Origin of the sequence: Providencia sp. PROV033 (genome assembly GCF_028484855.1) — a bacterium.
GTDB classification, from domain to species: domain Bacteria; phylum Pseudomonadota; class Gammaproteobacteria; order Enterobacterales; family Enterobacteriaceae; genus Providencia; species Providencia alcalifaciens.
On record NZ_JAMPSW010000048.1, the window covers coordinates 1 to 12,633 of the forward strand.

Sequence of the window (12,633 nt, forward strand, 5' to 3'; positions counted from 1 at the left end):
GTATCTATTAACAAAAATAGATGCTGTTTTCTTTTCCATTTAAATGATGAGGGAAGTAAGGCATGAAAAGACAGAAGAGAGACCGTTTAGAAAGAGCGTTATCAAGAGGTTATCAAGCAGGTTTAACCGGGCGTTCCAAAGAGTTATGTCCTTATCAGGCAGTAGATGCCCGTTCGCATTGGCTAGGTGGTTGGCGTCAAGCGATGGAGGACAGGGCGGCAGTTGCCGTTTAATGGGTCATTCACGAGGATAATTAGATTAATTTGCGAAAATTTATTTCACGCATAATTTAATACAATCCCTTAAAAATTATAAACCTCCGCATTTGCGGAGGTTTGCGTTTAAGGGCAAGGTTTGATTAGAACGCGCTTGTATCCTTAAATAAGCCGACTTTTAGGTCTGTAGCGGCATAAATGAGTTTGCCATCTACCAGCACTTCACCATCAGCTAATCCCATAATCAATTTACGGTTGATCACTCGTTTAAAATTGATACGGTAAGTGACTTTTTTTGCTGTCGGTAGTACTTGTCCAGTGAATTTCACTTCACCAACACCTAAAGCACGACCTTTGCCTTCACCGCCTAACCAGCCAAGGTAAAAACCAACCAGTTGCCACATGGCATCAAGACCTAAACAACCCGGCATAACTGGGTCATTCGTAAAGTGACAACCAAAGAACCATAAGTCTGGATTGATATCCAGCTCAGCTTCAACGTAGCCTTTATTGAATGTACCGCCATCTTCGGTCATTTTGATGATTCGATCCATCATCAACATATTACCTGATGGTAGTGGAGGACCATTTTCCCCAAATAATTCGCCTCTTCCAGAAGCCTCTAAATCTTCTTTCGTATAGGATTCGCGTTTATCAACCATGATCTTCAGATAGCCTTTATTATGTATAGGTTCACAGAATAGCTTACACTTGTACGCTGAACAACTCCGATCAGCTAATATTTACGCAATCTTTACTTAGCTCATCCACTTCAAAAACCAAGGTAATCTTGACTTATCTGGTGAATTGGCTTGATTTATGCGTTCTTGAATTAAAGCTAACAGGTGTACATTTTCACCTTCCACTTGCTGTTCAAAGTAGGGTTGCTTGGTCAAAAGACTAATGGCTTGAGCAACGTGTTCGACAGGCCAAATGTGGAATTTTTCTTCTTTAACCGCTTGGACGACTTCATCTTTTAAGCACAGATGACGCACATTAGACATTGGGATAATGACACCTTGATTACCTGTTAATTCTCGCTTATCACAGATATCAAAAAATCCTTCAATCTTTTGGTTAACACCGCCAATAGGTTGTACATAGCCAAATTGGTCAACGGCGCCCGTGACGGCAATTTGCTGATCGATAGGCTGTAATGACAATGCGCTAATCAAGGCGCAAAGCTCTGCCAAGGATGCACTATCGCCATCAACTTCACCATATGACTGCTCAAATACAATAGAAGCAGAAAATGGTTGAGGTTGCTCTAATTTTAATTCATAGTTTAGGTAGGCTTGCATGATCATCATGCCTTTTGCATGGATATTGCCACCTAGCTCTGCTTTACGCTCGACATCCGTAAATTCGCCATCGCCAAGATGTGCTACACAAGTAATTCTGGACGGTTCACCAATAGCATCTGGATAACCAGGGTATTGTAAAACAGAGAGTCCATTAATTTGACCTACAACTTCACCTTCCGTTTTGATTAAAACTTGTTCTTGCAAAATGTCATCTTGGTTACGTTCTACAAGGAAGGCATGACGCCATACACGGTTTTCTTCTGCTTGGGAAAATGACTCTGCGGTTAAATGACCTTCGTTGGCGTAATTAGCTGCATTGGTTAATTGACGTGTTAACCAATTAATATCGAGAGGTAAGTTATACTTATCTTCGCAACAACGAGTGGCTTGTAAAATAAATTCGGACCAGCCGTCCACAGCAATTTCAGGAAGTTGATTGCTATTGATAATAAACTTAATGAAATTCATCCATAAGCTTAATTGTTCTTCATCCTCAAAGAACATCAGCGGCTCATACTCTGCGTATATTGCGCAATCAAATAGCTCAGGTGCGGCAAATTCAAACTCTTCTAGTATCAGTCTATCACCAACGACGATGACTTTGAGCTCAAGAGGATGAGGCTCAATTTCTATGGGTAGAGTTTGATTTTCACTGTGTGGTAGCCATTCTAATTGGCGACGGGTAACCATATTTTTTAAGCGAGTCCACATTAATGGCTGAGTCACCAGTGCGGTTGCTGAAATGATTAATACGCCACCATTAATTTGGTGCAGCAAACCCGGTACCAAATTTTGGTTTGGAGTGACATAACCGAACAGTTGTTCTGGCTCAATCCAGTGACGGTAGGCAATTTTCTCTTGTGTTGAAAAACGTCCCGTTGAGTCAGTTTTCCATTGATATCGTTGTTTATCTTCAGATAGCTGATAATCCCCATTAATAAATTGAGTTTCATTCAATAATGGCGTGATCGAATCAGTAAATAGTTTTAGATACTCTTCACTTTCGTCAGATTTAATGAACATAAACCGTGTTTGAGCATATTCGCGAATGAAATGCTGCATCCCATCGAATAATCTTGGTTGAATATCAGACAGTGTTGATGGGGTCAACGTCGCTGAAGAGACAAATTTTGTCTGAAAAGACGATAAGTTAGGAGTTAGGCCTTGCCATGTTAATTCTTGACTGATCACTATAATTATCTGCTATTAGTATGGTTATCAATAAATGCCTGCCAATAAGCAGGACGCATGTGCCTGAGTTTATTTCTGTGCTGTCTGTTTTATATACAATTTCAGGCTAATTCATTACCTTAAGCTGTTTTTGACTCAAGATTGTTATATTAGCCTCTGAGCGCTAATCTTGCAGCAATATTTGTCGAAATATCGATTTAGAATAAAGAAAACATGAGAGCAACAGGTAAACTCAGCGGCCATGTTAAGCCAATTAAGAGTGCGCTCAAGAGTCTCATACAAAAACTAGGATCTTTGGTTACTAGCAGGGCGAATAACGCTGAACATACTCCTCCAATCCCATAGATAAGAAGTATGTGTTCAAAAGTGGACATGCGATTTTAGTGGTTTGTTAACGTGTGGATGCGAATTGTACACTATTTTTTTATTTACTGTTATTTTCTTTGTGTTAATCAAGGGATAATCGATTAAATGGAATCCAGCTTGAGCATTTTTCTTATAATATTGCTAATATAATGATAGGTACGATTTTCTTCGGGAAAAAATATGAAATATCAGCAGCTTGAAAATCTTGAATGTGGCTGGAAATGGGAATATCTGGTCAATAAAGCGAGAAGTGGGGAGCCGATTACCCGCTATATAGAGAGAAGTGCGGAACAAGAAGCCATTGAGTTGCTGCTAAAGCTAGAAAATACACCTGTTGATGTATTGAAATGGATTGCTGACCATATGTCTCCGCAATTAGATAACCGAATGAAGCAGAGTATTCGTGCTCGCCGTAAACGTCATTTTAATGCTGAGCATCCACATACTCGAAAGAAATCCATTGATTTAAATTATTCGGTTTGGCAACGGTTATCAAATTTAGCCGTTAATCGAAATAAAACGTTGTCAGAAACGATTATCCAGTTAATTGAAGATGCAGAGCATAAAGATAAGTATGAAAATCAGATGAGCTTATTGAAGCATGATCTTCAAGCGATCTTAGGTAAGTCAGAGAAAGAATAGTGATCTTATCGATGTGTGTCGTTGATCGAATATAGAATAGGCTAGCTTAGAATAGGATATCTATCTACAAATTGAATTTTTCATGACTTCCTCATTTAGACGATAAAAAAACCCCAATAAATTGGGGTTTTTTATATTCATTTCGAAATTTAAACTAGGGCTATAAATTAAGCGCCTGGTTGAGTTACAACTTCAGTTGTACCTTGGATTTCGATTTCAACACGACGGTCTGGCGCTAAACACTCGATCAGAGCTGCACGGCCTTTAACTGCGTCACATTTGTTACCAGTTACTGGATCTTCTTTACCACGACCTTCTGCAGCGATTGCGCTTGCAGGAACGCCTTTAGCAACTAAGTAATCTACTACTGACTGAGCACGTTTTTGTGACAGTGGCAGGTTGTAGTTTTGTGAACCGATACGGTCTGTGAAACCAACTACCAGCACGCGACCTTGAGTTGGGTCGATGTTGCTCAGTTCGTTGTACAGTTCGTTCAGAGCTTGCTGACCTTCTGGTTTCAGAGTCGCTTTGTTGAAGTTAAACAGAACGTCTGAACGCAGAGTGAAGCGTTTGTTTTCAACAACTGGAGCTGCTGGCTCAGCAACTACTGCTGGAGCAACAACTGGAGCTGCTTCTTGACCGAAACGGTATGCAAGACCAACGCTCAGCATGCCGTTGTCTGGGCTAACACCGATGTTGTCTTTGTCACCCATGCGGCTAACCCACTGGTAGTCTAAACGAGTAGCTAATTCTGGAGTGATAGCATACTCAAGACCCAGTGCGTAAACTGGAGAAACGCCAGTGTCAGTTTCTTTACCAACGCCGTTAACTTTAGCTTCTGTACGGTAAACCATACCACCCAGACGAGTATAAACGTCTAAGTCTTCCATTACTGGATAGCTCAGTTTGGTAGTCAGAGAAACGCCCATAGAAGAAACGCTACCTGCGTTGTCACCTTTGTACTTCATTTTACCAAACCAGTCATAGCCCATTTCGAAGCCCATGTACTGGTTGTATTGGTAACCTGCGTACAGACCCGCACCTAATTGGTCACGAGTTTTTTTACCGGTACCAACAGAAGTTTCATCTCCTGCAGCATCTTCAAAAGTAAATTTAGCGTGCTCGTAGTGAGACCAACCTAATTTACCACCAGTATACCAAGTGTTATCTTTTGGAGCTGCTTGTGCAACAGTTGCGAATGCTGCTACTGCCACTGCTACCGCGATAGCTGTCTTTTTCATTTTTACGCCTCGTTATCATCCAATATTGGCTTGGCTTCGTGAGCCTTATTATTTGCCATTGGTTCAATTTACTTGCTAGGTTCAGCTGACATTATCCACAAAATTTTACGAAAAGTAAAAAAATAATGTCATACGCTTAACAGGCTAAAGTCTACAACGAACTCCAAAAGATACAAGTATGGTAAGCAATAAAGGTTAAAAAAAGTCTTTTTTTATCCCTGAAATCAGAGAGATAAATATATTGTACATTTTATCGCTAATTAATCTATCCTATTGTTTTTAATGTATTTTAGTGTTTTATTTAATAACGATATTACTCAACTTAAAATTTAGTAAGAAAAATCTTATTATTGATCAATGAATCTTATTGGAGTGAATCTTTAAAAGGTTTTGATGTCTAGTGGTCATCTGAATTGTATTATATGTTTTTTCTGGTCTCATAATGAATCCCATAGAATGACCTACTTCAGCGGCATTTTGTAAAAGAATAAAATCTTGCTCACTTATTTCTGGTAACCATCCTAATACGACACTGTAATTACCGCTTCTCAATGCTTTTTCCATTGCATCAATAGTTGTAATTGAGTCAACTTGGTTGAGTTGCATAATTTTATTTGCAGGAAGTCCCGCTTGTTCCACCCAATGTTTACTCAGTTTTTTCTCAGGACTCAACCATAATAACCAGCGTGATTGAATACCAAACTGGCGTAGCATTGGTAGCAATATGTAATCCATGACTGGGTGCTGTTCATTATAAACTAGCTCACTCACCATACCTTGTTGCATAGCGCCATTTACACTATTCATCGTTGAACTAGCACTAGTCACGTTACTATCTGTAAGGTGATCACGTGTGAAGTTATCATTAGTAAAACGATTAAGAGAATGTTCTGCTGTGTTGTTCCAAGAATAGATGCTCATAATTCACCTCGCTACAATGCTGTATAGGTATACAGTAACTGTATATTTATACAATATCAAGGCTATTTTTACAAAGCGCTTCGCAACTTTTCGGTTTTTATGTGAGTTCTACTTGGCATTTTTAACTGAAACTTTAAAATCGATTAAACATAATTATATGTAAAAACAATTGTTTTTAATTGTTTAGGCTTCAAGGACGATAGTACTTTTTTTATTCATAAGGAGATGAAAAAGTGTCATTACAAAACGAAAGAAGTTCCCTTTTGCAACAAATTTTGAGCAAATTTGGGGTACTAAAAAAGAAGAACCATTTTGGTGGATATTGTTTGTGTATTGATAGTGCACTTGTTGGATTGGTATTGGATGACCAGTTTTATGTACGAGGGTGTCTGTTTTCTCGCAGTTACTTTGAATCTGTGGGATTCGAACGGTTGGTCTACAGTAAAAGGGGTATACCTTTAGAGATGCGATATTATCGACTCCCTGAAGATGTTTGGTGTGATTCATCAATATTGAGTCATATTATCGAGCTTGCTTACCGTTCGGCGATAGAGGAAAACCAACAAAAAGAATCGGCGGCTGTTCGTATTAAAGATTTGCCTAATATGAATATGGCAATGGAAAGAGCATTAGGTAAAATTGGCATTTTCCATGCCGAGGAGCTGGCATTGATTGGCGCTAAAGCGTGTTTTTTGAAGTTAAAACAGCACGGTAAGCAAAGACCAAGTGTCAAGCAATTGATTGGATTGGCTGCGGCAATCGAAGGTTGTCACAGTGAAGTATTACCTTCTCAAACCCGGCAAGAGTTGATTAACTGGTTTAACAGCGTGAACTGATTTTCAGTTTACCTATGAAGATAATTGCGGGCATTGACTACTGGTTAGTTTTAATGCCCGCTCATCAGTTTATTTTATGACAAACTGATTTGTTTAATCATTGATTTTATCTCAGGAATTAATTCGATCAGTAACTTAGTTTGCTCCATGATTAAAACTGTTTTTTCATCGTCATCACTGGAGGCGTGGTCAATGCGTTGGAGTAAACTGACTCTTAATCGCTCTGATTTTTCATCAATAATTGCTGGATCTAACGATGTGACTTGAATGGATGATTCGATGTAGCAAATCGCATCGTTTAATAATGTTAAGTTTGCATCGTTTTGCATTTTTTCTCGGTGGGCACCGAGCGCTGAAATATAACCCAGTAATGTATGGTTCAGACACAATAAACGGAATGCCTGTTCTTGTGTAATTTGGTATGACTTAGGATCAGAAGCCATATTTGAGACAACGGAGGCAAACTCTGCATCAGAGTTGTGAGCATCTCGCCTCGCAATACGGTACTCCAAACTATTATCTTTGCCTTGATAATACTGTTGTAAAATAGCGTCTAAGTAACGGCAGTTACTATCCATCGTTTTTTGAATCACTTGGGGTAATTGTCGAAACTTCCAGTCAGGCCAAATGAAACTAACGGCAAGCAGTGCAATGAAGCAACCAATTAAGGTATCGATGATTCGAGGCAAGGCGACCTCAAACCCTTCACCCAGTAAATTGAAGCAAAAAAGCACAAGTAATGTAATAAATAGTGTGGCTTGAGCGTATTGGCTGCTACGGAACATGAAAAATAGCAATCCAGTGACCACAATTAAGGCGAGCTGCCCTTCAATAGATGGCACGATATTAAGTAGTGGTAAGCCAATCGCAATCCCTAATAGAGTACCAATAATTCGCAGTGCAAGGCGGCGCTTAGTGGCATTATAGTTGGGTTGGCAAACAAATAAGCTGGTCAGTAGGATCCAATAGCCTCTTTCTAAATCAAATAGTTGAATAATCAGGTAGCCAGTGCAGAGCAAAACAGACATTCTGACCGCATGACGAAAGAGGGCAGATTTAGGCGTCAAATGGTGTTTGAAGCGCGTAAATATATCGCGAAGACCTGAAATTGACTCATCTGCTAACTGTTCAATTTGCTTATTATTTTGTTGCCCTGTAGCTTGATTCAAACTCAAGCTTTTCAATTGAACATCAATACCTTTCAGGTTTTTCAGTAAATTTCGTAATGCTTTAATCTCGTGTAATTCAGGCGACTGTTGTTGTAACAGATGCAAGGAGCTTTCAATATAGGCGAATGTTCGTTCAAAACGAGGGTTGTGCTGATATTGTTTACGCCATATCACAGATTGAGCCACTTGTTGGCAAGCTCGCGCTTGCATGGTTAACAGGCGCTGAAAGCGAAATAAAATATCGCAGTGGCGTAAGCGGCGGCTAAGATACTGATATTGAATGTGAGACGAACTTGCTCGTTCATGAATATCTTGGGCAACGAAGTAATACTGCAATGTATTGCGCGTACCTCGCTGTCCTCGGTCACCTTTCAATCTGCTGAGCAAGGCTATCTTCGCTTGATTCATCGTGCTGACTAACGTGCTGTTAACGAGTGCTAAGTCATAGATTGATTGCTGATAATCATCTTCGAGATCAGGGTCAAACAAGTTGGCTTTTGCGTCGAGATAGGCGGCAAGTTGCTGATAACATTGTGAAATGGCATCTTGCAGTGGGCGTACAGGGAAAAGGATATGCCCGATTAGCGTGAGAATGTTGTACCAAATTGCCCCCGTTAATAAAAGTGCAGGCTGTATGTACCAAGTATCAAAAATAGGGACACCAAGCATGGTGTAAATTGCGATAAGTAGGGCGCCAAAAGCGATGGTAGCATAACGTTGTCCTAAGGCCCCAAGCAAAATAAACCCGCAGGTTGAGATAGCTAACCCAAAAAAGAATAATACTGGGTAGGGAAAAAGTAGCTCAATAGAGACGGAGGCAATTAAAAAACAGAGTAAAGTAATAATTAAATTTTTTATTCTGCCCACCAATCTGTCATCTAAGTCGGTCAGTGCGGCAGCAACAACACCCAATGTTAAGGGGATTGTCACTTTTGGCTCTAAGCCTAAAAGCCATGGGACCAAGGTTGTGCCTGTCAGCGCAATTAAGATTCGGATATAATATAAAATATGGCTGTTATATAGCACACGGCGATAACTGGTTAGCAGCGTTAGCACAAAATACCTCAGTGGTAAGACAAATCCTTATCTACATAGAATAACGTGTTTACGTAGAATAAAAAACTATTAGCAATTATGCTTTGATTATCTTCACGAATGATTTACACAGGTGCAGAACGTATGGAACTGAAATCGACACAGATTGGACAGCGCCTGGCTCAGCATCCCTATAATCGGGTTCGCTTACTTAATGCAGGCATTGAAGTTAGTGGTGAAAACCATCAATATCTTATTCCATTCAATGAATTAATTGATATTCGCTGCAAACGAGGGATCGTTTGGGGAGAGTTAGAGTTTGAGATTTTAGAGGAGCAAGTTGTTCGCTTACATGGCACGGAGTGGAAACAAACTCAGCGTTTCTACCATTTTTTAAATGAAAAATGGCAGCAATGGAGCGTAGAAATGAGTGAGGTTAGCGCTCAAGTCTTGACGTCATTAGCTCAGTCAATTTTACAACAAACTCAACAAGATGCTTGGTTAAGCTTACGTAGCCTTCACGCCATTAAGGAAAAAATCACTCAGCAATTTTCATCGCTTCCTTTACCATTAGCGCGAATCCCCTTGTTTGAAAATTGTGCGACACACTATCAATTGTGCTGCCAATGGCTACATGATAGTGAGCAGTGCCGAAATCTAAATAATCAAAATTGGTGCCAGTCAGTTTTAAGTCGTTATCACGATTTTTTCCAAAATATAGAATCTTCTCCATTAAATTATTCTCAATCTTTATCTGTCATTAATGGTGAGGATAATGTTTTAGTGTTAGCTGGAGCGGGAAGCGGAAAAACATCTGTATTAGTCGCAAGGGCGGGATGGCTGTTATTAAGAGAGCTCGCGAAGCCTGGGCAGATATTGCTATTGGCGTTTGGGCGTAAAGCCGCTGAAGAAATGAATGAGCGTATTCAATCTCGGTTACAGCAGCAAGAGATTGAGGCGAAGACATTCCATGCTCTTGCATTGCAGATTATCCGAGAGGGTAGTAATAAGTCACCAGTGATTAGTGAATTAGAATCCAACACTGAAAAACGTCAGTCACTTTTATTAACGGAGTGGCGTGAACAATGCTCGAGTAAAAAGGCGCAGGCAAAAGGGTGGCGAGAGTGGCTTTCTGACGAGCTCCTTTGGGATATTCCAGATGGTGAATATTGGAATGATGAAAAAATTAGTCGTAAAGTCGTGATTCGATTAGAGCGATGGTTAAGTTTAATTCGCTCGCATGGCGGCAGCCAAAAAGAGATGGTTGAAAATACACCAGAAGAAATTCGAGATCGATTCCAAAAGCGCATTCGATTGATGGCACCACTATTAAAAGTATGGAAAAACGCATTAAAAGATGAGGGCGCGATTGATTTCTCAGGGTTGATTCATCAAGCTGTCAATATCATTGAAAAAGGGCGCTTTATAAGTCCTTGGAAGCATATTTTGGTGGATGAATTTCAAGACATTTCGCCACTGCGTGCTAGGTTATTGCAGGCATTACGTCAGCAGAATAAACAGACATGTTTATTTGCGGTTGGGGATGATTGGCAGGCTATTTATCGCTTTAGTGGTGCTGAATTGGGTCTAACAACTGCATTTAAAACGCATTTTGGTGACGGAGATTTATGCGCATTAGATACAACATATCGATTTAATGAGCGTATAGGCGATATAGCTAATCGTTTTGTTTTACAGAATCCTAGTCAGCTAGATAAACCTCTGAATAGCTTAATTAAAGGTAATAAAAAATCAGTTGTTCTATTGTATGAAGATGCATTGGAACGCTTGCTGGATAAAATGAGCGGCTATGTTTTAGAGGATGAAAACATCCTAATTTTAGCGCGTTATCATTATTTAAAGCCTGAGATTTTGAATAAAGCCGCCACTCGTTGGCCGAAGCTTAATATTCAATTTATGACGATGCATGCGTCAAAAGGTCAGCAAGCAGACCATGTTATTATTTGTGGTCTAAATGGGGGAAAAGAAGGGTTTCCCGCGCCGGCAAGAGAGTCAATCATTGAGGATGCGCTACTTCCTCAGCCTGAACAATTCGAGCATGCTGAAGAGCGTCGATTATTTTATGTTGCACTCACGCGTGCGAAACAGCAGGTATGGCTGCTCTATAATCCAGATAACCCTTCAGAATTTGTTGGGGAGTTGCGGCAGATGGGCGTTCCTCGCCAGAAAAAACCATAAGCGTGATGCTAAAAAACCTGCGTTATGAGATGAATAGCGCAGGTTTTTTTTATGTTCTTTGCAGATTAACTGGTGCGTTTATTTAAATAACTTTGATAGTCAGGGATCACAATATCAATTTCCTCGTCAAAGTAAGGAGACGTGATCAGAAAATCAGCGGTCGCTGGATTCGTTGCAACTGGAATATTCCACACAGTAGCGAGACGCAAAAGCGCTTTTACATCAGGATCATGAGGTACCGCATTGAGTGGGTCCCAAAAGAAAATGAGTAGGTCGATTTTCTGCTCTGCAATCATTGAACCAATCTGTTGGTCCCCGCCCATTGGACCACTCAACATGCCAGTAACAGGTAAGCCCGTTTCTTTACTCACTAAACTTCCGGTAGTGCCAGTCGCAAATAATTTATGTGAACTTAATTTTACTTTATTTTTGCTTACCCAACCGAGCAGCGATGATTTGCAGTGGTCATGGGCAACTAAAGCAATGTTCTTTGAAGCTGAGATTTTACGAGTGGTGGATTCCATGAGTTTCCCTTAAACAAGATAAGTGTCACGCATCTTAAAAATTGAGTGAACAAACAGGTACAACATATATCATAATGTATATGAATAGTTTACTGGTTTAGGAGATATTTTGATGAGAGATCAAGAAATTGCTGAAATTTTAAAGGGTGTAAAGACAATCGCTCTTGTTGGTGCAAGTGATCGTACAGACCGTCCAAGTTATGAGGTCATGGAGTATCTTCTTCACCAAGGGTATCAGGTTATTCCTGTTAGCCCTAAGTTAGCTGGGCAAATATTATTGGGACAACAAGTTTATGCTCAGCTGAAAGATATCCCCCTGTCTGTTGATATGGTTGATGTTTTTAGAAACTCAGAAGCTGCTGTCGGTGTTGCTCATGAAGCAGTAGCCATTAAAGCCAAAGTTTTATGGCTACAAAAAGGGGTGATTAGCGAAGAAGCGAAAAAAATCGCGACGGATGCTGGGCTGCAATTTGTCATGGATAGATGCCCAAAACAAGATATTCCTGCGCTAGGTTTAGAAAAATAAGTGTTGGCGTTGTAGAAAAAGGGACGTAAAAAAATAAAGCAGCTGGTGGGCTGCTTTACTGGATTGCGTTCATGATCAGTTACGTAGACGTGGAGCTTGCAATTGGGATCTTATAGATTCTGCTAACTCATCCATAGATGGTTGTTCCGGATGGTCATCAGTCATCTCATAAGTAATTTGTGCTTCTGCTAGATAAGTATGAACCGCTTCCCCATTGTCATCTTCCATGACAACATGATACCAAGGCAGATCGCGTAATGTACTGTTGGATGCAATGTCATCATCATGTGGTTGTTCGAGTGAGTATTCAGGATCAACATCAACAACTACCCCGAGGTAGCCGAGAAGTTTATGTCTGACTTGTTGCCCGATGCCATATTTACTGGTGATCATCATAGCGACCTCCTTAAAAGCCTTGCTTGTACTGTAAACTACATGTGGGCAGTGCTGTGCGTTTTCAAGCC

The 12,633-nt window shown here is 40.2% G+C and carries 13 protein-coding genes; 5 read left to right on the top strand and 8 right to left on the bottom strand.

Annotated elements, in window-relative coordinates; genetic code table 11:
- The first annotated feature begins 62 nt into the window (after positions 1–62).
- Positions 63–233 (top strand): ribosome modulation factor, encoded by a 171-nt coding sequence (rmf, locus tag PSF16_RS09895; RefSeq protein WP_006657844.1) that lies wholly within the window; start codon positions 63–65, stop codon positions 231–233.
- A gap of 125 nt (positions 234–358) precedes the next feature.
- Here the strand turns inward: rmf and fabA are convergent, their stop codons facing one another.
- From fabA to PSF16_RS09910, 3 genes are all read right to left on the bottom strand, one after another.
- Positions 359–877: a bifunctional 3-hydroxydecanoyl-ACP dehydratase/trans-2-decenoyl-ACP isomerase gene (fabA, locus tag PSF16_RS09900; RefSeq protein WP_006657845.1), complete on the bottom strand. Its 519-nt coding sequence runs from the start codon at positions 875–877 to the stop codon at positions 359–361.
- Between the two features lie 96 nt (positions 878–973).
- Positions 974–2,710, bottom strand: coding sequence for an AAA family ATPase (locus tag PSF16_RS09905; RefSeq protein ID WP_036974757.1), 1,737 nt, complete (start codon positions 2,708–2,710; stop codon positions 974–976).
- A 197-nt stretch (positions 2,711–2,907) separates the two neighbouring features.
- Positions 2,908–3,084 (bottom strand): GhoT/OrtT family toxin, encoded by a 177-nt coding sequence (locus PSF16_RS09910; RefSeq protein WP_006662138.1) that lies wholly within the window; start codon positions 3,082–3,084, stop codon positions 2,908–2,910.
- A 172-nt stretch (positions 3,085–3,256) separates the two neighbouring features.
- Between PSF16_RS09910 and matP the strand changes: the two genes are divergently transcribed.
- Entirely contained in the window at positions 3,257–3,718 is a 462-nt protein-coding gene (matP, locus tag PSF16_RS09915) for a macrodomain Ter protein MatP (RefSeq protein ID WP_006657847.1), read from the top strand.
- Between the two features lie 167 nt (positions 3,719–3,885).
- Here the strand turns inward: matP and ompA are convergent, their stop codons facing one another.
- Both ompA and sulA read right to left on the bottom strand, forming a co-directional pair.
- Entirely contained in the window at positions 3,886–4,959 is a 1,074-nt protein-coding gene (gene ompA, locus PSF16_RS09920) for a porin OmpA (RefSeq protein WP_006657848.1), read from the bottom strand.
- Positions 4,960–5,313: 354 nt separating this feature from the next.
- Positions 5,314–5,880 carry an SOS-induced cell division inhibitor SulA gene (sulA, locus tag PSF16_RS09925; protein ID WP_006657849.1) on the bottom strand — a complete coding sequence of 189 codons (567 nt, stop codon included), beginning with the start codon at positions 5,878–5,880 and terminating at the stop codon, positions 5,314–5,316.
- Positions 5,881–6,113: 233 nt separating this feature from the next.
- On the opposite strand from sulA, the gene PSF16_RS09930 reads away from it, so the two are divergent.
- Positions 6,114–6,716: a TfoX/Sxy family DNA transformation protein gene (locus PSF16_RS09930; protein ID WP_006657850.1), complete on the top strand. Its 603-nt coding sequence runs from the start codon at positions 6,114–6,116 to the stop codon at positions 6,714–6,716.
- A gap of 74 nt (positions 6,717–6,790) precedes the next feature.
- Here the strand turns inward: PSF16_RS09930 and yccS are convergent, their stop codons facing one another.
- Complete coding sequence (gene yccS / locus PSF16_RS09935; RefSeq protein WP_272689192.1) at positions 6,791–8,941, bottom strand: YccS family putative transporter; 2,151 nt, start codon at positions 8,939–8,941, stop codon at positions 6,791–6,793.
- A 123-nt stretch (positions 8,942–9,064) separates the two neighbouring features.
- On the opposite strand from yccS, the gene helD reads away from it, so the two are divergent.
- Positions 9,065–11,119 (top strand): DNA helicase IV, encoded by a 2,055-nt coding sequence (helD, locus tag PSF16_RS09940; RefSeq protein ID WP_272689193.1) that lies wholly within the window; start codon positions 9,065–9,067, stop codon positions 11,117–11,119.
- 65 nt (positions 11,120–11,184) lie between these two features.
- Here the strand turns inward: helD and PSF16_RS09945 are convergent, their stop codons facing one another.
- A complete protein-coding gene (locus PSF16_RS09945) occupies positions 11,185–11,643 on the bottom strand; it encodes a methylglyoxal synthase (protein WP_006657853.1) in 459 nt (152 codons plus the stop codon).
- 112 nt (positions 11,644–11,755) lie between these two features.
- Here PSF16_RS09945 and PSF16_RS09950 point away from each other — a divergent pair, with 112 nt between their 5' ends.
- Positions 11,756–12,169 (top strand): CoA-binding protein, encoded by a 414-nt coding sequence (locus PSF16_RS09950; protein WP_006657854.1) that lies wholly within the window; start codon positions 11,756–11,758, stop codon positions 12,167–12,169.
- Between the two features lie 75 nt (positions 12,170–12,244).
- On the opposite strand, the gene hspQ is transcribed toward PSF16_RS09950, so the two are convergent.
- Entirely contained in the window at positions 12,245–12,565 is a 321-nt protein-coding gene (gene hspQ / locus PSF16_RS09955; protein ID WP_006657855.1) for a heat shock protein HspQ, read from the bottom strand.
- Positions 12,566–12,633: the final 68 nt, after the last annotated feature.

Excerpts from the sequence above, each read along its gene's own strand:
- rmf (WP_006657844.1), top strand. The coding sequence starts at position 63 with ATGAAAAGACAGAAGAGAGACCGTTTAGAAAGAGCGTTATCAAGAGGT.
- fabA (WP_006657845.1), bottom strand. The coding sequence starts at position 877 with ATGGTTGATAAACGCGAATCCTATACGAAAGAAGATTTAGAGGCTTCT.
- PSF16_RS09910 (WP_006662138.1), bottom strand. The coding sequence starts at position 3,084 with ATGTCCACTTTTGAACACATACTTCTTATCTATGGGATTGGAGGAGTA.
- matP (WP_006657847.1), top strand. The coding sequence starts at position 3,257 with ATGAAATATCAGCAGCTTGAAAATCTTGAATGTGGCTGGAAATGGGAA.
- ompA (WP_006657848.1), bottom strand. The coding sequence starts at position 4,959 with ATGAAAAAGACAGCTATCGCGGTAGCAGTGGCAGTAGCAGCATTCGCA.
- sulA (WP_006657849.1), bottom strand. The coding sequence starts at position 5,880 with ATGAGCATCTATTCTTGGAACAACACAGCAGAACATTCTCTTAATCGT.
- helD (WP_272689193.1), top strand. The coding sequence starts at position 9,065 with ATGGAACTGAAATCGACACAGATTGGACAGCGCCTGGCTCAGCATCCC.
- PSF16_RS09945 (WP_006657853.1), bottom strand. The coding sequence starts at position 11,643 with ATGGAATCCACCACTCGTAAAATCTCAGCTTCAAAGAACATTGCTTTA.
- PSF16_RS09950 (WP_006657854.1), top strand. The coding sequence starts at position 11,756 with ATGAGAGATCAAGAAATTGCTGAAATTTTAAAGGGTGTAAAGACAATC.
- hspQ (WP_006657855.1), bottom strand. The coding sequence starts at position 12,565 with ATGATGATCACCAGTAAATATGGCATCGGGCAACAAGTCAGACATAAA.